Source organism: Vibrio sp. 10N.261.51.C6, from assembly GCF_041471785.1.
Classification (GTDB): Bacteria; Pseudomonadota; Gammaproteobacteria; order Enterobacterales; family Vibrionaceae; genus Vibrio; species Vibrio crassostreae_C.
On the sequence record NZ_JBFRPB010000039.1, the window covers coordinates 41,580 to 63,479 of the forward strand.

A 21,900-nucleotide genomic window follows, 5' to 3' on the forward strand; every position below is an offset into this window, starting at 1 on the left:
TTAAAAAGATCTAACCTTTAGAATTTAGGTAAGCGTCTAGATGAATAAAGCCCACTCAAGAGGCCGAATCTACAGTGCTCAAATCCCCCCTAATATTGAGAGAAGTTTAAGGAAATAACATGTCTGAGATGCGCACCCTTGGTGAGTTCATTGTTGAGAAACAGAGTGACTTCCCCCATGCAAGCGGTGATCTATCATCCCTTTTGTCGTCTATTCGACTTGCTGCAAAAATTGTTAACCGTGAGATCAACAAGGCTGGCCTAGTCGACATCACTGGCGCTGTTGGTACAGACAACGTGCAAGGTGAAGAGCAGCAAAAGCTAGACCTTTACGCGAACGACAAATTTAAAGCGGCTCTAGAAGCCCGTGACCAAGTTTGTGGTGTTGCAAGTGAAGAAGAAGACGAAGCTGTCGCCTTCAATAAAGAGCTCAACAAAAACGCAAAATACGTTGTACTGATGGATCCACTAGATGGCTCATCAAACATCGATGTAAATGTATCGGTTGGTACAATTTTCTCTATCTACCGTCGAGTATCACCGATCGGTACACCACCAACACAAGAAGATTTCTTACAGCCAGGACACAAGCAAGTAGCCGCGGGTTACGTGATTTACGGTTCTTCAACCATGCTTGTATACACAACAGGTGCTGGCGTAAATGGCTTCACCTACGACCCATCACTGGGTACCTTCTGCCTATCTCATGAAAACATGATGATTCCAGACGAAGGTAAGATTTACTCAATCAACGAAGGTAATTATATCCGCTTCCCTACGGGTGTTAAGAAGTACATCAAGTACTGCCAAGAAAATGAGCCAAGCGACAACCGCCCTTATACATCACGTTACATCGGTTCTCTAGTATCAGATTTCCACCGTAACCTTTTGAAAGGCGGCATCTACTTGTACCCAAGCACGCAAAGTCACCCTCAAGGTAAACTGCGTCTGCTTTACGAGTGCAACCCTATTGCTTTCCTTATGGAGCAAGCTGGCGGTATTGCATCAGACGGTGCACAGCGTATCATGGATATCAAACCAACTGAGCTACACCAACGTGTGCCTTTCTTCGTTGGTTCAACAAAAATGGTACGTAAAGTAGAAGAGTTTCTTGAGCTGAACCCTGAGTAACCCTCTCATTTCATTCTCAAACTAACGCTATTAAAAAGCCAGCACCTCAGTGCTGGCTTTTTGTTGTCTCGTAAGGTGATTAACTAGTTAGGAATCATTGTTCCGCTGACACCAGTTACCCGAAAGTATTTCTTTATTAGCTGTTAGATCAAGCTGATACAAATATACCCATGCTAATCCAAATATAGTCTCTATTTGCTCGCGACGATACTCAACAGGAACATCTTCTAGCCGATCGAGCGACTCTAAAATTTCGTCGTTAATGATATAGACCTCACCAGCGACACTTTTCTTTCCCAAAATCATCGCCGGATAGGCACCTAAATCAAAAAGTGCGTATTCCTTAGGTGTATCAAACTGCCCTAATAAATCGCAGCCCTGCAAATAATGGTGATTGGACTGACCTTGCCTCAAGGTTCCATAGACAAAAACAAGATGCTGCATATGCCCTCCCATACGGCTCTACTCGAACTCAAATTGATAGAGAAGATCCACAGCACTGTCTAGGCCAGAAACAGCTTCAACATAGAGATCCTGCATCAATCTATAACGAACGGTAAACTCACCTAACGAGTTAAAGATACCCACACCATACTTCACCTGTAAGCCAGGCAGGATGTAACCACTTACCGTCACTTGAGAGTCATCGCCAGAGCCTGCAGTATCCAGTTGCAAGTCCTTTACACCAAAGGCTTCACCGATTTCACCAACAACCTTACCACTCTTCGCTAAACTCAAACCGATTAAAGTCGTTGTCATCGAACCGCTCGACTCACCGTCGATATCTTGGCCACGCAAAATATAAGACAGTGCGTTCGCTTGTGGCATCGCTGGGTCAGAATAAATCTCGATGGTAGGCTCTGTCGCAGGGCCAGTCACTCGAATACCAGCGGTCACGTCATCCTGAGTATTATCAGGATTACGAATCGCGTTGATGGCTACGTATGGCTGATCCGGTGGTCCATTCATTAGGATCTTACCCTCTTCGATCAAGAGGTCTTGCCCGAATGATTGATAAGTACCATCGACGATGTTCACTTCACCTGTAATAAATGGACCTTGGTCTTTTTGAGCCACGTTGAGCTTACCGACCAAATCACCTTCAAGACCGAAGGCAGACAGTTTAAAGTCATCACCAATGGAGATATTAATATTCGTCATCACATTGAATGGATTCGTATCTTCGTTTTCTGGCTCTAGATCTTTATTCAAAATAACCTGATCAGAAGAGACGCCAACCGCTGACGGTGGTAAATCTTCAACAACAATTCGTCCCCATGGTAATGCAATATCACCGGTGATTTTCGCCAGATCTGGTGTGACATCAATAGTCATATCAGGTACGACCTTCACCTTAACCATCGGTGGGATATCAACCATCAACTCATCAGCGAAAACTCTAACGTTCGAATGCCATGCTTTAAGATCTTGCCAATCTCCGGTTCCCTCAATATCAAGGTGACCATCAGGTGTTTCGACATTCGCATCCAGTTTTGCACTATAACCATCAAAGTCGAGGTCGATGCGGCCATCTTTCACATCAACAGGCGTAACATCGCCTTTGACTTGAATACCATCAACAGAGAATTGACCAAAGACTTGAGGGTGCATCAGAGAGCCTTTAACTTGAAGATCACTCTCAAGGTCGGCTTTCAATAAGCTGTATTCACCTAGAATTGGTTGTAAGAAATCAAGATGGAACGTGGTCAGCTTAATTGCCGCATCGACCATTTTGTCTTCGGCAAGAATATCCGGTAACGACACCGTGCCAGACAGGTCACCATTGTCGGAAACATCCAACTTAAAATCGGCATCCAGTTTGTTGTCTTTCAGTTGGGCATTCAATGCAACGCTTTCCCAACCCAGTGTGATTGGCTCACCCACTTGTTGAACAACCTGACCTTTCGGCATATCAACGCTTACCGTGACTTCAGGCTCATCTTGTTCAGACCACTTTGCATGAGCAGTCGCATTGACTAAGCCCTGTAATTGCGTCTCTTTAGGCACAAAGGCTTTAATCTGCTCGAAATCGAATTGATTGATGGCTACCTTGGCCTCACCCGATTTTCCGACACGAACGTCTTCATCCAAACACACGCTCGAACCCGATTGTTTCCAACAGTGCGCTTGAACATCGGCAAACTGTTTATCAACATCCGCATTTATCGCGACAGGTTGATCTAACACCCAAGGGCCTTGCTGAGTGGTGATTTTGACTCTGTCTAACGATCCATACCAAATAAGAGAAGGCTTTTGAATCAACTCTCCGGAAATAGCTAAGCTTGTAGACACGATGTCGGATATCACATCAAGTGTCACTGTGTGTTTCTTCTCACCACCACTCACCGTGAGATCAATGCTTTTTACGCTCTGATCTTGATAGGTTAGGTTGTTAGCTTTTAATTCAAGATCAGCTTGAGCTTCAGGCAATGGCAGAGGAACCACAGAACCATTAAGCGACAAGGATTCTAGTGTTGCTTCGTTATTCCAATCTACCTTATCCACATTTAGAGCGAGATCGACTTCAGGCTTTTTCGTTGGACCACTGAGCTGGATGTTACCAATCACTTTACCTTTCAAATCAGGGACGCTTTTTACAAGCTCAGGGAAGTGAATCTCAACACCCATGTCCCATTTCTTATCAAGCTCACCCTGAGCCTTAATCGAGTTAACACCGTGAGCTAAGCTCAAACCACTGGTTTTCAGTTTTGGTTCACCGCTCGCGCTGCGATCCGACGCTGACAACTGACCTTCGATATCCAGAGGGTATTCTCGCAAGATCCCTTCAATATCCAATTTAGGCAGTTCAATCGCCCAGCCGCCCGCTTCAGTCAACTCACCTGAGGTGACGATGTTTCCACTAATGTTGCCCTCAGCTTCTGGCCACTGCAGACCCGGTTGAATATCTTTGAGTGTCACGTCAGCTTGCCAGTTAACGAGACTCTTCCAGTTCGCTTTAACGACACCGTTAAGCTCACCGCCTAGCGTGTTGAGCTTTAGACGCTCGAGAACAATTTGTTCCGTCGTGCCTTTACCCTGTAGATCGATGGCTAATTCAGGGATTTCCTTACCATCGGCTTCACCTTTAAGAAGAACATTAAAACCATCTAGTGAGCCATCAGCTTTAAATTGCTCAATTGTCGCTTGGTAATCGCTTTTTCCGGTAAGGGGCCACTGTGCTTGTCCGCCCTCTAAAAGAAGGTCAAATGGCAGAGTCGGTTCTAAGGGTTGAATATCCCCAGACAACTTTGCCTCAATCAGCTCAGAAAATTGGGAGTCTAGGTTTAGCTTAGCCACGCTGCCTTGTGCTTTCAGAGACAACTTCTGCCCAACAAGGTCGGTTTCTTTCACCAACGCATCCAAAGAAAGTTCTAGCGGGTAACCGCCCTTGAGCTCAACCTTCGTGGTTAGATTGGCGCTTGCTTGTGGCATATCGAGTTCGAGAGTTGAAACATCAACCGTGTGTTTGCCCGCGCGAGCTTCTAGCCCAAGGTGGTTAACAACGATTGGTGTTTCTTGTTCTAAGGTGAAACGGTTGAGGTCAAAACGCTCCAACACAACCTGCAGAGGAATCCAGACTTCCGGCAATTCGATAGCCGTTTTAACGGCAGCTTTTGGCTCAACCTTTTCTGCTTGCGGTTCTTCTGTCGACTCAGCGAGTTTAACCTTAAGATCATTGAATAAGGTTGGCGATACAGTTAGCTTTTCGCCCTGCATACTCAAAGCCGTAGAGAACAAGCTCCATTCAATTTCATGCCCTAAGATATTCAACTTGATATCAGACAAAGCGATACGGTTGATTACGATTGGCAACGGTGTTTTTACCGATGTTACGGGCGGAGTAGGTTCTGTTTCTTCTGTAGAGGCCGGAGGCAGTTCAGTAAATGCGAAGTCCAATCCTTGAATCGCTAAACGATCGACACACAACTTAGGGTCGAGCAGACAGCGAGGATTAATCGCCAAGTTCAGCTTTTGAACTTTGGTGTCTATATGCAGGCTGTCATCTTTAAACTGAACATTATTAAGCGTAAAGCTCGGGAACAGAGCCCCTTTAGTGCTTTCCACTTTAAGCTGTGGCAACGCTTTTTCAGCGCCCCACAACACAGTGTTCAACCCTGGATTGGTGAACAAAACAAAACCTAGCAAGGCTATCAACAACAGCAAAATAGACGTCAATGAGATCGACGTCCACTTGATGCACTTGCCCATCACTTTGATCATAATTCTGGCCCTAAACTAAAGTGTAACTGGAACTCATCACCTTTTGCTGCATCTAGACCCCAAGCAAAATCTAAGCTCACAGGGCCGACGGGCGACGCCCAACGAACCCCGACGCCGGTACCATGTTTCCATTCAGGTTTATCATTGAAGGCATCACCAATGTCGTAGAATGCTGCGCCCCACCAGTTTCCAACCAAGCGGTATTGGTATTCAAACGAGCTGGTTGCAATGAATTTGGCACCCGTTAGTGCGCCACTTTCATCTCGAGGAGAGATCGACTCATAACCATAACCACGAATGCTATTGTCACCACCAGCAAAGAATCTTAGGGAGGGAGATAGCTTATCAAACTCGTCGGCAAAGTTGCCGCCAAATTGAAGTCGAGTTAAGCCTCGGTGATTGTCGCCAATGCTTCGAATCCAAGCGGTTTGACCTTGAAAACGAACAACCTTAGCTTCAGATAACAAGGTATCATCACCCGCTTCAACCATAATGGTTTGTTTATCGCCCCACATCGGCATCGAACCGCCTCGCGTTCGAGTGCGTGAGAAAGAGATACCCGGCAGCACAAATTGCGCTAAATCATCCTGCAAACCTTGCTCATAGTTTTCGACCAAGTATCGAATGAAGACCGTGCGTTGCCAACCGTTATCCAGTCGCCAATATCTTTCTAGCGCTAAGTTTGACTCCAAACTCTTGGTATCACGATTATCCAAGTTTTTCATACCGTACTTAACTTGATAGTAGTCGTTCAGCACGTCATCCAGAGGGATTTTATAGGTAGCGGTAATCGTCTGTTCAGGTTTAGAAATCGACAGGCTGCTATTGAAGCTATGGCCTTGTTCATTAACCCAAGGTTTTTTCCACTTCAGAGTGCCTTTTACGCCAAGGTCGGTGGATACACCGATACCCGTTTCGATTTGGTTACGAGCTTGCGGAGCAAGGCTAACCTTCATCGGGATCTCTCGGCCTTCGCCTAACTGGCTTAAATCTGGTTCAACAAATACCGAGGAGAACCAATCCGTATTGGACAGGTTTTGGTTGTACTCACCGACTTTGGTGATTGAGTAAGGTTCGCCATCCTCAAATGGTTTAAGTGACTGCACCTTATCTTCTTCTATCTGGCTACCAGTAACCTGAGTAGTACCAAAGTGATAGCGGATACCACTGTTATAATGAAGACGAACATAAGCGCGGTTCAATTCAGGAGCGACTTCTAGCTTACTAAGATCATAAGCACCATCGAAGTAGCCTTTCGCTAAGCCAAGGTTGCGGATCGACGATTTCAAAGAGTCATAATTACCATGATTCAGAGTCGAACCTTTAGACAAGCTACTCTTCGCTATCAAGGCTAAAAAGTCTGGGTCATCCTTGGCTTCACCAGTTAGAACGATATCTGAAGTATAAATAACAACAGGCTCTCCCGGCTCAACCGTAACGGTCATTTCGGTATCATCTTCGGAGTGAGTAAATGTGATTTTAGGGTGGTAGTAGCCTAACGCATTCAGGGCTTCTTTAATCATAGATTCCAAGCGGGATTGGAATCTTAGTGAAACCGAATACTCTTCTTCAGGGATCGCACTCAGATAAGCATCAACATTATCCTCAAGCGCTCCATCTAGCCCTTTGATTTCAAGGGAAACGTCAGCGAAAGCGAGCGTCGATGACAATAGAGTGCCAATCAGAACTGGTAAAGTTTTTCTTATCATGTTTAATTGGTGAAGAAGTTATCAATACGTTAATAAGTGAAAAGAAATAATACCGCTAAATAGGCATTGAGTCTGTAATAAATCCTGGAATAACACGGTCTAATTTAAAGACTTATTCAATATTGACCAACAGTTAATATGAACCCACGTTAAATAAAAGCCAGCGCGGTAAACGTATGCGAAAAGGAATATAACATGCTAAACAAACAACAACTGGTTTCTGCAGCAACCGCACTACCGGGAAATGCTGACCCAATTCGAATCACTGAGCGCCATTTCGTCAATCAAACCGACCTGCTCGATGCACCCACGGGCTCTCAACAAGAAGTCCTGTTTGGTATGGGGTGCTTCTGGGGAGCTGAGCGTTTGTTTTGGCAATTGGATGGCGTTATTTCAACATCCGTTGGTTACGCTGGCGGATACACAGTTAATCCCACTTATGAACAAGTATGTACTGGGCAAACCGGCCATACCGAGGTCGTTCGTGTCATATTTGATAGTGAACAAACCTCTCTAGCTCGAATACTTGAAACCTTTTGGGAGCGTCATGACCCAACTCAAGGGATGCGCCAAGGCAACGATTTAGGGACTCAGTACCGTTCTGCGATTTACACCTTCAGTGAAGAACAACAATCTATCGCTGAGCACTCTAAACGTGAATATCAACGAGCAATGACTGAATCTTTAGGCAACGAGATCACGACGGAAGTTCTGCCTGCTGGAAAATATTTTTTCGCAGAAACCTACCACCAGCAATACCTAGCTAAAAATCCGAATGGGTATTGCGGGTTGGGTGGAACAGGTGTGTGCTTCCCTCCACAATAAAGTGCCGTTCGACATACCATCGTGAACGACACGCATTAAAAAAGGGCTTCCATCAGGAAGCCCTTTTCATTGTTAATCTATTCGGTGCAAGACAAATCGATAAAGCTCAGTTACACCGGCAACGCTGCAATGGTGCCGTTAACTTCTTTAAAAATAGTGAGCTTTTGTTTGTCTGAAACTTCAGGAAGTAGCACCTTGCCTTGGTCGAAGCGAAACTCTCCAACACCTTCAATAGCAAATTGGCCTTTAAACAGGACTTTAACGAAACGCGCCACCTGACGTGGACGGTAAGTAGAAAATTTTCTTAACATAATACAACCTCAATTCCATTTGAGTACTACAGTCACATACCTGAACAGCGTCGCTGTTCAAAGCACATTTAATCGCTAATTCCTTTAGCAAACAGCAAGATAATCTATTGTTCATCTTGATATTGATGCATTATACCTTTTGGTAACAAGCCTGCAACTTCTTTCTACGTCGTACGATAAAAAAGTTAAAGAAGCATTTTTCAAATTTCATATTATACTTCCTGTGCAAACCAATAAGCGGAACAAAAATATAATGAAAAACAAAACTCTACTGGCTTTTCTAGCCGCAGCCTCTCCACTCTTCGCCAATGCTCACAACCTATCAGTAGGCGCTACCCTGCCTGCCGTTGATGTGAGTAACTATGGTGAGATTGTTCTAAACGACGGAAATACTGGATATCAAGCTTGGGCAACCAATGATCTTCTAGGTAAAGTTCGCGTCGTTCAAGCTATCGCTGGCCGCAGCAGCTCTAAAGAGCTCAACGCACCACTGATGGCAGCCATTACCGCATCGAAATTCTCAGAAGACAGCTACCAAACCACCACTATCATCAACCAAGATGATGCGATTTGGGGTACTGGGTCTTTTGTTAAGTCCTCTGCCGAAAGCAGCAAAGAAGAATTTCCATGGTCTTCTATGGTCCTAGATGAAGACGGCGCCGTTGCGTCAACATGGGCTCTAAAAGAAGAAAGCTCAGCGATTATCGTTCAAGACAAGCAAGGTAAAATCTTGTTTGTAAAAGAAGGTGCATTAAACGAATCAGAAGTCACTCAAGTCATTGAGTTGATTAAAGCGAGCCTTTAATAAGATATTCGCGTCTTTTTCGAGACCTAACCAAAGGATATTGTTATATTATAACAGTATCCTTTTTTTAATTCTGTGGTTAATCATCCTGATGTGGCAAAACACACCCAACAATGTGAAACGCAAAACAGGCTTCTTGCTTGGGCTTATGCTCATGTTAAGCGTGTTAGCCGCAACACACATTGTGGATATCGCACCAGAGCACCACACTTCACACCATTGTGAGCTGTTTTCGCTTAATCAGTTCATCACAGCGCACTCACTACCACAGATTCCAGAGTTCCATTCGGAATTTACTGTCGCTATTACAGAGTCAGTAACTTCACTACAGCGGCTATATTTCGCTTATTTGGCACGCTCACCTCCTGTAAGTATCGCTTAATTACCACTACTTTTTAATTAACCTTTATTCAGGAAAAAACATGAAACCTACTTTTTTAGCCGTTGTTATCGGCATGACTGTCTCTACAAATGCTCTAGCTAACGAAGAATTCCGCTCTCATGATGCACACGTACATGGCCAAGTTGAAGTAAACATCGCGCAAGATGGGCAAGAATTGCTTGTTGAAGTAACAGCTCCCGGCGCTGATGTGGTTGGGTTTGAACATGCTCCAGAAACTGCAGAACAGAAGAAAGTGTTTGAACAGGCTATCGCACAATTAAACAAGCCAGAAGAGCTGTTTAGTTTTAATAATGCGAGTTGTACTCTAAAGTTCAAGTCAGTAGCAAACACCTTAGAAGGCGGTCATGACGACCATGAAGGCCATGACCATGCGGAACACGGTCATGGCGACCACAAAGACCATGATCACGCTGAACACGATCATGACGACCACAAAGACCATGACCACGCTGAACACGATCATGATGACCACAAAGACCATGACCACGCTGAGCACGATCATGATGACCACGAAGGTCACGACCACCACGATCATGAAGGCCACGATCACTCAGAAGGTGGCCACGGTGAGTTCACTGTTGAGTACCACTATGAATGTTCAGATGTTGCTAAGCTAGACACAGTTAGCACTCAGTGGTTCTCTAAGTTCAGCAACACTGAAAAAATGACGGTGAACCTACTAACAGACACAGCTCAAGTACAAGAAGTGCTTAACGCAGAGCGTATTAGTTTCCGATTCTAATCACTCCTAGATCGGATTAAACGTAAAATAAACAGCCAGGTAAGTCATCGCTTACTTGGCTGTTCAAATCGGTGTGTTCCTGGGAATTTATGTTTCAAATTACTGTCCAGTAGATACACCGCTTTAATTATTGGAGCTAGCATGTCTTCTGACAGTTCATCACTTGTGGTCAAACTCGAAAATATCAGCTTTCGTTGGAAGCCTGAATTACCACCAACGCTAGAGATCCCCTCTCTTCACATCCAAGCCCAAGAGCACCTTTTTATTAAAGGGCCAAGTGGTTGTGGAAAATCAACTTTGTTAGGGCTACTGACCGGAATCAACCAAGCTGAGCAAGGAGAAGTCTCTATCCTTGATCAAGACCTCACTCAGCTTACACCTCGTCAAAGAGATAAATTCAGAGCCGATCATATTGGTTATATTTTCCAACAATTTAACCTGCTTCCTTATCTATCAGTTATCGATAACGTGACGCTTCCTTGCCAGTTTTCACAGATACGTAAACAGCAAGTCGCTGAAAGCCAGAAAAGCTTACAAGAGACGGCTCGAGAGTTGTTACTCAGATTAAAACTACCTCAAGCTTTAATGGATAAGCCCGTTACCGAGTTAAGCATCGGTCAACAACAACGTGCTGCTGCCGCTCGTGCTTTGATCGGCCAACCCAAAATCATTATTGCCGACGAGCCAACCTCGGCTTTGGATCATGACAACCGAGAAGCTTTTATCGAACTGTTGTTAGAACAAGCCAACCAGGCAGGTTCTACTCTTATCTTTGTTAGCCATGATCCAACACTAGAAAAATTATTCACTCGAACCATAGATTTAAAAACCGTTAACCAAGCTAAGGTTGTCGTATGAAAGTAATTACTCACTTAGCCTTAAAAAGCGTACTCAACCGTAAAGCCACGGCTATTCTCACCATTCTCACGGTGGCGGTATCTGTCATTCTCTTGCTCGGCGTAGAACGCGTTAGAACCGAAGCAAAAAGTAGCTTCGCCAATACGATTTCAGGTACTGACCTTATCGTTGGTGGCCGCTCTGGTCAGGTCAACCTGCTGCTTTACTCAGTATTCAGAATCGGTAATGCGACCAACAACATCGACTGGAAAAGCTATGAAGAATTTAGCCAGCACAACGCAGTAAAGTGGGCGATACCAATATCATTGGGCGATTCACACAAAGGCTTCCGTGTGATGGGTACAAATCATAGTTACTTTGAAAACTATCGCTATGGAAGTAAGCAATTACTTACTTTCCAACAAGGTAAAGAGTTTAATCAGCTATTTGACGTAGTGATTGGTGCCGACGTCGCGAAGAAGCTAGATTACAAAATAGGTGATCAAATCATTCTTGCGCACGGTATCAGTGATGTTGCGTTTAGCCGTCACGATAATCTGCCCTTCAAGATTGTGGGAATACTCGCGCCAACAGGAACACCAGTAGACAAAACCGTACACGTATCGCTAGAGGCAATCGAAGCAATTCATGTTGGCTGGGAATCAGGTGCCAACCTCGGGCACACACCGAATGCTGAAGCGCTAAAGCAACGTGACTTCCAACCGAAGCAGATTACCGCGATGATGGTTGGCCTTAAATCGAAGATCCAAACCTTCGCACTGCAACGAGAAATCAATAACTACCGCCAAGAACCTTTAAGCGCCATTATGCCGGGCATTGCGCTTCACGAATTGTGGGGAATGATGGCTGTAGCAGAACAAGCACTACTGATTGTTTCAGGGTTTGTTGTCGTCGCCGGTTTATTGGGCATGCTCAGTAGCCTACTCACTAGCTTGCAAGAAAGGCGCCGAGAGATGGCCATCCTACGTGCGATGGGCGCAAGACCTCGTCATGTGTTTGGTTTACTGATCAGTGAAGCCAGTGCGCTAACCTTCCTTGGCATTACATTAGGTGTTGCAGTATTGTTTGCGCTGATCGCAGTGGTTGCTCCTATTGTGCAACAAAGTTATGGTATCAACATATCGATATCCGCAATCACACCGCATGAGTGGAAACTGCTTATGCTGGTACAAGTTGCTGGAATCATTATCGGCTTTATTCCCGCTTTCAGGGCTTACCGCCAGTCATTGTCTGATGGCATGACGATTCGAATCTAAAATAGGAACCTACGATGCAACGCAAATTCCTACTGATACTTGGGCTACTTCTGTTCCCATTTATCAGTACAGCTCACGCTGAAACCACTCAGAATGACGAATCGGTATTAACACTTGAATGGATTGATTTGATTCCAGAATCAGAACGTGCTCAGCTAGATTCATTTGGTATGCCGATGGTTGACCACAATAGTATGGACAAACCTCAACAATCGACACTTGGTGCTGTTCGCCCAGAGCTGAATGGCAGCACAGTGAAGATTCCTGGCTTTGTGATTCCATTGGAAGGTGATGAGAATATGATCACTGAGTTTCTGCTGGTACCGTACTTTGGCGCATGTATCCACGTGCCACCGCCGCCACCGAACCAAATCATCTACGTGAAGTTCCCGAAAGGTGCACCAATACAGCAGTTATGGGATGTGATCTATTTGGTCGGAACGCTGAAAACTGAGTCAATCAGCCATGACTTAGCGCAAACCGGTTATCTTATTGAAGGTACTGCGATTGAAGAGTATGACGACATGTAGTCATTAGAAGGGTGGCTCAAGGATGAGCTGCCGTCACTGAACGAGTGTGATCATTCAATAACAGTTTAATAACGATAATTTTCTTCTGAATTACGCGATGTAATTAGATAAGTAAGCTAGAACAGCGACATAAATCGCGAGTAATAACCCGATACTAAGCTGTTTCTTCAGCTTGTTATCATTGACTTGATTCATAACTCCTCCTTGAGAATTACAACAAATTTAACATTTTATTATCATTAACAAAAGTAAAATTTTGTTGAAACCTTCAACTATGCTCGCAAAATCTAGCCACCAATAAGATAAAGAGTTACATTTTAGACAGTTATACCAATCACAATAAGTAAGTGTTCAGAAATAGCGTAGGAAAAAGCCTTGAGAACAAGGCGGAGCTTTTTGATAAGTAGTTATTCTACAATCAAAAGTTCTAACGCCGTTATCGAGCGTTTTAACAAGCTAGAGCGAGCAATTATTTACTACGATTGGTCTTGAGTCGTCTCCTAACGGTACTCTTATGTCAAAAACCAAACAGCCAGTGATCATTGAGCATGCTAGCGACACACAGCATAAGCATGAGAAAAAGCCTCATATTGCCGACAGTGCCAGCAGAATGCTGCACATCGCACAAAGCTTCGGCCTCGATTCCTTAATTAGTCATAGTGCCAAGCCAAAGGATAAAGCTGAGAGTACGCTTATCGAACGGGCACTATTGCGAGAGAAAAAACGTAGAGAGCTTCGCCAAAAGAACCTAGAACAGATTCTAAAGTTGGCGCACTCTTCATGTAAGGATGAAGCGGCTGGAGACCCGGATCAGGACTGGTTATACCGTTTCTTCGACATGGCACAAGAGATCCACAATACATCGATGCAGAGGCTATGGGCTCAAGTACTGAAACGAGAAGTCACCAACCCAGGCTCGACGTCGATGAAGGCACTGCAAATCTTAAAAGACATGACACCAAAAGAAGCGTTAACCCTACAAAGGGCAGCATCACTGGGTTGTAGCTTTGGTAGCGATAACAGCAGAAAGCTCTTACTCGGCTTTAAATCTCATGCTGGGCTATTCAACTTTGGCAAAAGGGACACCACCAACACCATCAACCTTGGTGGGCACAACCTGCCCTACTCCAGCTTGCTCCACTTGATAGAGCTCGGGATTATTCTGGGCACAGAATTAGAATCCGGAGAGATTGATTTCGATCCAGCCCTGCACCTAACCTATCAAGGTAAGAGCATGTCACTGGCACCATTATCAAAAGGCGTGAAGCTGGTTTACTACCGATTCAGCCCTACAGGCAATGAGCTTTGTACCTTGCTCGGTAACAAGCCAAACACGCAGTATTACGATCAACTGATTGCACTATTGAGCCAGAAATTCACAGTACAGACAGAAGTGAAAAGCAGCGTAAATTACACCGTCTAGACACTCGACGGAGCTAAAATTGACGGTGTAAAAAGTGAAGTATAGAGAGGAATAAAGAGAATCTAGAGGATAGGTTTCTTGTCTAGGTAAACTAAGGCTGCACTATTTATCGGTCGTGAATAAACAGATAAACAGCTGAATAGCCTTAGTCATACCAACGATCTCAGTTGTCTAAGATATTTCGCTTCTCCAACGCATCAATACACAGTTCGACCAATTCATCGAGTGTCTTCTCACCTGCAGGTAGATCAATCTCAGGGTTCAGAGGCGCTTCGTACACTGAACTAATACCTGTGAAGTTCGGGATTTCTCCGGCACGTGCTTTCTTATACAGACCTTTAGGATCACGCTGTTCGCAAACCTCTAATGGCGTATTGACGAACACCTCAAGAAATTCACCTTCCGGCAATAAATCTCTCACGAGTTGCCTTTCAGCTTGATGCGGAGAAATAAAGGCTGACAACACGATCAAGCCTGCATCTGCCATCAATTTAGCAAGCTCACCAATACGACGGATGTTCTCTCGACGATCTTGCTCAGAGAAGCCAAGGTCACTACATAATCCATGACGCACATTGTCGCCATCCAATAAATAAGTATGGTAACCAAGCTGTGCCAAGCGATTTTCTAATGCTCCAGCGACTGTCGATTTACCAGAACCAGACAAACCCGTGAACCAGAGCACGGCTGGCTTTTGTGATTTCAGATCCGCGCGAAATGTTTTATCAATCGAGTGTTGATGCCACACAACATTCTCATCTTTGGATTTGAGTACTGCGGTCATAATTAGTCCTTTAAATAAACAGCATTAAAATGGGAAAAAATAAGGAATTAGGGTCAGCACCAAGCCCGAATATACAATCGAGATTGGAATGCCGATACGCAGATAATCCGTTAAATGGTAATTACCTACGCTATAAACAAGTAAGTTGGTTTGGTAGCCGTATGGAGAGATAAAACTGGCACTGGCACCAAACAGTACCGCCATGATGAACGGCATAGGGTCAACGCCATAACCTACTGCCATACTGTAGCCAATCGGAAATGAGAGTGCTGCAGCCGCATTATTGGTCACCAGCTCTGTCAAAACCAAAGTCATAAAGTAGGTAGCAACTAACGCACCGAATACGCCCCAGCCATTAAACGCCTCCATAAACATCAGCCCCATCCGCTCAGATAAACCCGATGAAATCATCAGTTGAGCAATAGAAAGTGCAGAGCCCACGATCACCACAATATCAACTGGGAAACGGCGGCGGAGCTCACCCAGTTGCACCACGCCAAATGCCACCAGCAACAGTAGAAAACCAGCTAAGCCTTTGATAATAGGTACTGCATCGATAAGGGCTAAACCAATCACGCTAGCAAAGCCGAGCAACACGAACGTCGATTTGTCGGCATCAAGCTTGGCACTCGAATCTAAGTCATTCATCAACACAAACTCTTTGTTGTGTTGTTGGCGCTGTTCTTCAAAGCGTTTACCTGGAACCAAAATCAAGGTATCACCAGCGGTCAATGTGATATTCCCTAGCCCACCTTCTAGGCGTTCATGGCCACGACGAATAGCAACCACAACCGCATCGAAACGATCTCTAAATTGGCTGGTTTTCAGGGTTTTGTTACAGAAGCTTGCCGACGAACTCACCACCACTTCAACAAAGCTCTGGCCATTCAAATGATGCTGACCAAACAGGGTTAAACCTTGGATTTCTTGCAGTGTTGCAACACTCTCTACATCACCACAAAACAGCAATCGGTCGCGAGCTTGAAGAATAAAATCAGGGTCAATCGACGCGGTGGTTTTACCGTCTCGAATCACTTCGGCTAAGAACAGTTTTCTAAGAGCTCTAAGATTATTTTCACTGACGCTACGGCCAACTAATGGAGAACCTGGCTCAACTCGCGCCTCGAGAAAGTAAGGCAGATCATCTTGAGAACCATCATCGTAGCTGGGTAGAAAATAGCTAAGAGGAATAAGGATCAATACCCCACCGACCAAAACCGCTAAACCGATCAAGGTAGGTGTGAAAAAGTTTAAGCTCGGTAAACCTGCATCTTCAACAAAACTATTGATGATCAAATTGGTAGAGGTGCCGATCAATGTCAGGGTGCCACCTAAGATGGCAGCGTATGACAAAGGGATAAGTAACTTAGACGGCGCGTGCTGTTGATTACGTTTGATCGCCCCGATCAAAGAAACAACCACCGCGGTGTTATTAGTAAAAGAAGAAAGTAACGCTGTAGAAATACCCAACTTCGCAACCACGGTACCTAGCCTACCTTCAGAGATATTGCGGCTAACCCAGCTGATTAAGCGAGTTTTCTCCAACGCACTTGATGCGAGGATCAGAAGAATTAAAGTCAGTAACGAGGAGTTAGTGAAGTTATTAGCCAAGCTCGACAAGTCGATCATGCCAGCCATAAAAGCAATAAACGCCGCGCCAGCAAAGATAAAGCTTGGCTTAATACGGGTAACGAGCAGGCAAGTAATGATGCCGAGCAAAATCGCTAATACAAATCCTTGTTGCCACATATACCCGTCCTTTATGGCGGAAACGATCGGTTTCCGCCTGATTCAATAAGCTGTTACTTGGTCGTTTATGACTTCAGTAGTTGGCTTAGATCTTTGGCATCCCAATGAGGGAAATGTTTGCGAACCAATGCGTTGAACTCAAGTTCAAATGCAGAGAAGTTACCGACTTGCTGTTCAACAGAGTCCAAACGGTCTCGAATCAAACCCGCACCAACCGTCACGTTGGTTAGACGGTCGATAACGATGAAGCCACCGGTATCCGCACTCTCACGGTATTTATCCAATGCAACAGTCTCGTTCAAAGACCATTCACACAAGCCAATACCATTCAGTGGTAACTCATCGACAGCGTGGGTCGACAGGTTGTTGATGTCATATTGGTGGCGAACTGTTTCAACCTGACCGACGGTTTTCTTGCCTGCGATCTTGATGTCGTAAGCTTTGCCCGGTTGCAATGGTTGCTCTGTCATCCACACGATGTCAGCCAATACGTGGTTAGTGGATTCAATCTGCGCGTTTTCTAGCACAATCAAATCACCACGACTGATATCAATCTCATCTTCAAGAGTCAGTGTTACTGCCAAGCCCGCTTGCGCAGACTCCAAATCACCATCAAAAGTTACAATGCGTGCAACCTTAGAGGTTTTACCCGACGGCAGCGCCTTGATTTCATCACCGACACTGACACGGCCAGAGGCAACGGTGCCAGCAAAACCGCGGAAGTCTAAGTTAGGACGATTGACGTACTGAACTGGGAATCGGAATTCACCTGCCGAACGCTTTTGGTCAATGTCGACGTTCTCTAACACTTCTAGCAGAGATGGGCCTTCGAACCATGCAAGCTCTTTACTTGGTGCAGCAACGTTGATGCCTTCAAGCGCCGATACTGGCAAGATCTGAATATTGGTTTCGCCTTCTAGGTTTTCTGCAAACTCTAGGTATTCATCGCGAATTTCTTCAAAACGATCTTGCGCGTAATCCACGAGATCCATCTTGTTTACAGCAACGATGAAATGCTTCAAACCAAGCAGGTTAGAGATAAACGAGTGACGACGTGTTTGATCCAGAACGCCCTTACGAGCATCAATCAAGATCACCGCCAGATCACACGTTGAAGCGCCTGTTGCCATGTTGCGCGTATACTGCTCATGCCCAGGAGTATCAGCAATAATGAACTTACGTTTTTGAGTCGAGAAGTAGCGGTAAGCCACATCGATCGTGATCCCTTGCTCACGCTCTGCCTGCAGACCATCAACAAGCAGTGCCAAATCAGGTTTCTCACCTGTCGTTCCCACTCGTTGGCTATCCGAGTGAACCGCCGCTAGCTGATCTTCATAAATCTGTTTTGTATCATGGAGTAAGCGACCGATTAGCGTACTTTTACCGTCATCTACCGAGCCACAAGTTAAAAATCTAAGCATAGATTTATGCTGATGCTGACTTAGATAACCTTCAATCCCTAGTTCAGCCAATTCGGCTTCTACTGCACTATTCATTTTTCTTTCCTTAGATTCTTAGAAATAACCTTGGCGCTTTTTCAGCTCCATAGAGCCCGACTGATCATGGTCAATCGCTCGACCTTGACGCTCACTAGACGTCGCCACCAGCATCTCTTCAATAATGCCCGTTAGCGTATTCGCCTCAGATTCAACCGCTCCGGTTAATGGGTAACAGCCTAAAGTACGAAAACGAACGCTTTTCTCTTCAATCACTTCACCTTCTTGCAGCTCCATACGGTCATCATCAACCATGATCAGCATGCCATCACGCTCAACTACAGGGCGTTTGTCTGAAAGGTAAAGTGGAACAATATCGATGCTCTCTAGATAGATGTATTGCCAGATATCGAGCTCAGTCCAATTAGATAGCGGGAAGACACGAATGCTTTCGCCCTTATTAACCTGACCGTTGTAGGTGTGCCAAAGCTCTGGACGCTGGTTTTTTGGATCCCACGTATGGTTCTTATCACGGAAAGAATAAACACGTTCTTTCGCACGAGATTTTTCTTCATCACGACGCGCACCACCAAAAGCCGCATCGAATCCATACTTGTTTAACGCCTGCTTAAGGCCCTGTGTTTTCATGATGTCAGTGTGCTTCGAAGAACCATGTACAAATGGGCTACAACCCATCTCAATACCTTCTGGGTTCTTATGTACTAAAAGGTCGAAGCCGTACTTTTTAGCCGTACGATCACGAAACTCAATCATCTCGCGGAATTTCCAATCCGTATCTACATGCAATAGCGGGAATGGAATCTTGCCTGGATAAAACGCTTTGCGAGCTAAATGAAGCATCACAGAAGAATCTTTTCCGATGGAGTACATCATCACTGGGTTATCAAACTCAGCCGCTACTTCACGGATAATATGAATACTTTCCGCTTCGAGCTGTTTTAGGTGGGTTAAACGTTCTTGGTCCATTTCAGTGCTTCCTTTAAGGCTCGCGTTACGAGCAATTCATTACTTGGTCTTGCCAAGCATGGGATTTAACTCATCCACTTGAGTGAATGGGAGTATTGGCACTAGAAGAAAACAGAAGCTTCGTTTTGAGCTATCCTTGCTATTCATCTGCCTGATACGTCCTTGATATAGGCATTATGACGAGCCTCTCATATTACTGGAAATTCTAAAATTTCATTTTTTATTCGAAAAGCTGATAAGGGATTAAATTTACCGATAAGCAGGTGAAATGAATGGACTAATATTATCGATATCAGTTGCGCGTCGATTGAGCAGCTTTGGGAGGCGTCTTGCAGAACACCATAAAGTAATCGATCTAAGTCACGAATTAACATTCGTTGTAATCATTGTTTCATTCGGTTTTGTTACATTACGCAACGAATTTTCTACTATCCACTTTGGAGCTACAAAATGAAAGTTGCAATGAAACCTTTGTCATTGGCTGTACTTGCGGGTCTTGGTTTGACTTTAGCAGGCTGCACAACAACACCAGATACCGATGAAGTGATTAAATTACGTGTCGTAGAAACGACGGATATCCATACCAACCTAATGGATTACGACTACTACAAAGACAAGCCATCGAAAAAAATCGGCTTAGCACGTACTGCAACTTTAGTAAAAGAAGCTCAAAGCGAAGTAACCAACAGCGTTTTAGTTGATAACGGTGACTTGCTGCAAGGTAGCCCAATGGGTGACTACATGGCAGACAAAGGCATCGAAGCGGGCGAAGTTCACCCTGCATACAAAGCTATGAACCAACTAAGTTACGACGCTGCAAACCTAGGTAACCACGAATTCAACTACGGTCTTGAGTTCCTAGAAGAATCTATCAACGACGCTGATTTCCCGTACATCAGTGCTAACGTTTACGACGCAGAAACCAAAGAACACTACTTCACGCCTTATATCATCAAGACGCACACGTTCGAAGATACTGCTGGCGTAGAGCACGAAGTAAAAGTGGGTTACATCGGTTTCGTTCCACCACAAATCATGACGTGGGATAAGAAGAACCTTGAAGGTAAAGTGATCGCTCGCGATATCATTGAGACGGCTAACGAGTTAGTGCCTCAAATGAAAGCGGAAGGCGCTGAAGTTATCGTTGCTATCCCTCACTCAGGCGTATCAACTGACCCATACAAAAATGGCGAAGAGAACTCAACGTTCTACCTATCTGAAGTAGACGGCATCGATGCGATCGCATTCGGCCACTCTCACGCAGTTTTCCCAGGTAAAGGTTTTGATGACATTCAAGGCATCGACAACGAAACTGGCACAATGAACGGCGTTGCGGCAGTAATGCCAGGTCGTTGGGGTAGCCACGTTGGTGTTATGGATCTAACACTTGCACAAAAAGACGGTAAGTGGGAAGTTGTTAAAGGCCAATCAGAAGCACGCCCTATCTACGACAAAATCGAGAAGAAATCGCTTGCTGCAGCTGATGAAGGCATCGTAACAGCACTAGAAAAAGATCACGCTGGTACTCGTGAGTTTGTTAACCAACCGATTGGTAAAGCAGACGATGTGATGTACAGCTTCTTGTCTCTAGTACAAGACGATCCAACAGTTCAAATCGTTAACCTTGCACAGAAAGATTACGTTGAGCAATTCATCCAAGGTGACCCAGACCTAGATGGTACGCCAGTACTTTCAGCAGCTGCACCATTCAAGGCCGGTGGCCGTAAGAATGACCCAGCGAACTTCACTGAAGTTGAATCTGGTCAACTAACCTTCCGTAACGCAGCTGACTTGTACCTTTACCCGAACACGCTAGTTGCGATGAAGGTAACAGGTCACGAAGTAAAAGAGTGGCTTGAGTGTTCTGCTGGTCAATTCAACCAAGTTGATGTTAACTCAACAGCACCACAACAGTTGATCGAGTGGGATAACTTCCGCACTTACAACTTCGATGTTATCGACGGTGTTGATTACCAAATCGACGTAACTCAACCTGCGAAATACGATGCAAACTGTAAAGTCGTTAACCCTGACTCACAGCGTATTGTTGGCCTAACTTACCAAGGTAAGCCAATCGACATGAAGCAAGACTTCCTGATCGCAACCAACAACTACCGTGCATACAGCGCTAAGTTCCCAGGCACAGGTGAAGACTTCATCGCATTTGATGCACCAGATGAGAACCGTACTGTTCTTGCAAACTACATCTCTCGCGTAAGCAAAGAACAAGGTCAAGTGAGCCCAAGCGCAGATAACAATTGGTCATTTGCACCAATCAAAACGGATAACAAGCTAGATATCCGCTTTGAAACATCTCCAAGCGACAAAGCAGCAGAGTTCATTAAAGAGAAAGGTCAATACCCGATGAAACGTGTTGCGACTGACGATGTTGGTTTTGCTGTTTACCAGATTGACCTAACTAAATAGATTGCTTAAGTAATCCATAGTTAACGTTCTGAAAGGCTGAGTTTTACGACTCAGCCTTTTTCTTTTCTTCTAAATGTTCAGCCCAAAGCCCTAATTTTCGAACGACAAACTCTCGTTCAACCCGCTTCCAAATGCCACGCCTTCAGCTTCAAAACAGCAGTCAAACAGCAGTCAAACAGCACGACTCAAACCACCAATTGAATGAATCCAACACAAAAAAACACTAATCAGCTGTAAGTTTTTATCTGCTCCTCCTGTCTATTTAATTTACTACACTCAATGAATGGTGGTTAAGCCATTCATC

The 21,900-nt window shown here is 44.8% G+C and carries 18 protein-coding genes; 10 read left to right on the plus strand and 8 right to left on the minus strand.

What is annotated here, in order from left to right; genetic code table 11:
- The first annotated feature begins 119 nt into the window (after positions 1-119).
- Positions 120-1,130: a class 1 fructose-bisphosphatase gene (fbp, locus tag AB4375_RS10925; RefSeq protein WP_017063728.1), complete on the plus strand. Its 1,011-nt coding sequence runs from the start codon at positions 120-122 to the stop codon at positions 1,128-1,130.
- Positions 1,131-1,217: 87 nt separating this feature from the next.
- On the opposite strand, the gene AB4375_RS10930 is transcribed toward fbp, so the two are convergent.
- Genes AB4375_RS10930 through AB4375_RS10940 form a run of 3 tightly spaced genes read right to left on the minus strand, consistent with a single transcriptional unit; the run spans position 1,218 to position 7,060 of the window.
- The gene (locus AB4375_RS10930; protein WP_017069403.1) at positions 1,218-1,574 is read right to left on the minus strand and encodes a gamma-glutamylcyclotransferase; all 357 of its coding nucleotides are present in this window, start codon (positions 1,572-1,574) and stop codon (positions 1,218-1,220) included.
- An 18-nt stretch (positions 1,575-1,592) separates the two neighbouring features.
- A complete protein-coding gene (locus AB4375_RS10935; protein ID WP_136979532.1) occupies positions 1,593-5,351 on the minus strand; it encodes a translocation/assembly module TamB domain-containing protein in 3,759 nt (1,252 codons plus the stop codon).
- Positions 5,348-7,060 (minus strand): autotransporter assembly complex family protein, encoded by a 1,713-nt coding sequence (locus tag AB4375_RS10940; protein ID WP_372051561.1) that lies wholly within the window; start codon positions 7,058-7,060, stop codon positions 5,348-5,350. The genes AB4375_RS10935 and AB4375_RS10940 overlap by 4 nt, the downstream gene beginning before the upstream one ends.
- 195 nt (positions 7,061-7,255) lie before the next feature.
- On the opposite strand from AB4375_RS10940, the gene msrA reads away from it, so the two are divergent.
- Positions 7,256-7,885: a peptide-methionine (S)-S-oxide reductase MsrA gene (msrA, locus tag AB4375_RS10945; RefSeq protein WP_017058899.1), complete on the plus strand. Its 630-nt coding sequence runs from the start codon at positions 7,256-7,258 to the stop codon at positions 7,883-7,885.
- A gap of 110 nt (positions 7,886-7,995) precedes the next feature.
- Here the strand turns inward: msrA and AB4375_RS10950 are convergent, their stop codons facing one another.
- Positions 7,996-8,196 (minus strand): DUF1107 family protein, encoded by a 201-nt coding sequence (locus AB4375_RS10950; RefSeq protein WP_017058898.1) that lies wholly within the window; start codon positions 8,194-8,196, stop codon positions 7,996-7,998.
- A gap of 253 nt (positions 8,197-8,449) precedes the next feature.
- On the opposite strand from AB4375_RS10950, the gene AB4375_RS10955 reads away from it, so the two are divergent.
- The 7 genes from AB4375_RS10955 to AB4375_RS10985 all read left to right on the plus strand — a co-directional run bounded on the left by AB4375_RS10955 (position 8,450) and on the right by AB4375_RS10985 (position 14,213).
- The gene (locus tag AB4375_RS10955; protein WP_017063723.1) at positions 8,450-9,001 is read left to right on the plus strand and encodes a YtfJ family protein; all 552 of its coding nucleotides are present in this window, start codon (positions 8,450-8,452) and stop codon (positions 8,999-9,001) included.
- 91 nt (positions 9,002-9,092) lie between these two features.
- Complete coding sequence (locus tag AB4375_RS10960) at positions 9,093-9,383, plus strand: DUF2607 family protein (RefSeq protein WP_372051562.1); 291 nt, start codon at positions 9,093-9,095, stop codon at positions 9,381-9,383.
- Positions 9,384-9,423: 40 nt separating this feature from the next.
- Entirely contained in the window at positions 9,424-10,146 is a 723-nt protein-coding gene (locus tag AB4375_RS10965; RefSeq protein ID WP_229647435.1) for a DUF2796 domain-containing protein, read from the plus strand.
- A 141-nt stretch (positions 10,147-10,287) separates the two neighbouring features.
- A complete protein-coding gene (locus AB4375_RS10970) occupies positions 10,288-11,004 on the plus strand; it encodes an ABC transporter ATP-binding protein (protein WP_229647434.1) in 717 nt (238 codons plus the stop codon).
- Positions 11,001-12,260, plus strand: a complete 1,260-nt coding sequence (locus tag AB4375_RS10975; RefSeq protein ID WP_017067558.1) for an FtsX-like permease family protein — start codon at positions 11,001-11,003, stop codon at positions 12,258-12,260. Before AB4375_RS10970 ends, AB4375_RS10975 begins: the two co-directional genes overlap by 4 nt.
- A gap of 14 nt (positions 12,261-12,274) precedes the next feature.
- On the plus strand, positions 12,275-12,790 hold the full coding sequence (locus tag AB4375_RS10980; RefSeq protein ID WP_017058892.1) for a DUF3299 domain-containing protein: 516 nt from the start codon (positions 12,275-12,277) through the stop codon (positions 12,788-12,790).
- Positions 12,791-13,304: 514 nt separating this feature from the next.
- Positions 13,305-14,213 carry a TIGR03899 family protein gene (locus tag AB4375_RS10985; RefSeq protein ID WP_017069397.1) on the plus strand — a complete coding sequence of 303 codons (909 nt, stop codon included), beginning with the start codon at positions 13,305-13,307 and terminating at the stop codon, positions 14,211-14,213.
- Between the two features lie 163 nt (positions 14,214-14,376).
- Here AB4375_RS10985 and cysC read toward each other — a convergent pair whose 3' ends face one another.
- The 4 genes from cysC to cysD all read right to left on the minus strand — a co-directional run bounded on the left by cysC (position 14,377) and on the right by cysD (position 19,205).
- Positions 14,377-14,997 carry an adenylyl-sulfate kinase gene (cysC, locus tag AB4375_RS10990; protein ID WP_372051564.1) on the minus strand — a complete coding sequence of 207 codons (621 nt, stop codon included), beginning with the start codon at positions 14,995-14,997 and terminating at the stop codon, positions 14,377-14,379.
- 24 nt (positions 14,998-15,021) lie between these two features.
- Positions 15,022-16,746: an SLC13 family permease gene (locus AB4375_RS10995; protein ID WP_017067554.1), complete on the minus strand. Its 1,725-nt coding sequence runs from the start codon at positions 16,744-16,746 to the stop codon at positions 15,022-15,024.
- A gap of 65 nt (positions 16,747-16,811) precedes the next feature.
- Positions 16,812-18,242, minus strand: a complete 1,431-nt coding sequence (cysN, locus tag AB4375_RS11000) for a sulfate adenylyltransferase subunit CysN (RefSeq protein ID WP_017058887.1) — start codon at positions 18,240-18,242, stop codon at positions 16,812-16,814.
- Between the two features lie 18 nt (positions 18,243-18,260).
- Positions 18,261-19,205 carry a sulfate adenylyltransferase subunit CysD gene (cysD, locus tag AB4375_RS11005; RefSeq protein ID WP_226088532.1) on the minus strand — a complete coding sequence of 315 codons (945 nt, stop codon included), beginning with the start codon at positions 19,203-19,205 and terminating at the stop codon, positions 18,261-18,263.
- A 414-nt stretch (positions 19,206-19,619) separates the two neighbouring features.
- Between cysD and AB4375_RS11010 the strand changes: the two genes are divergently transcribed.
- The gene (locus tag AB4375_RS11010) at positions 19,620-21,596 is read left to right on the plus strand and encodes a bifunctional 2',3'-cyclic-nucleotide 2'-phosphodiesterase/3'-nucleotidase (RefSeq protein ID WP_017069395.1); all 1,977 of its coding nucleotides are present in this window, start codon (positions 19,620-19,622) and stop codon (positions 21,594-21,596) included.
- Positions 21,597-21,900: the final 304 nt, after the last annotated feature.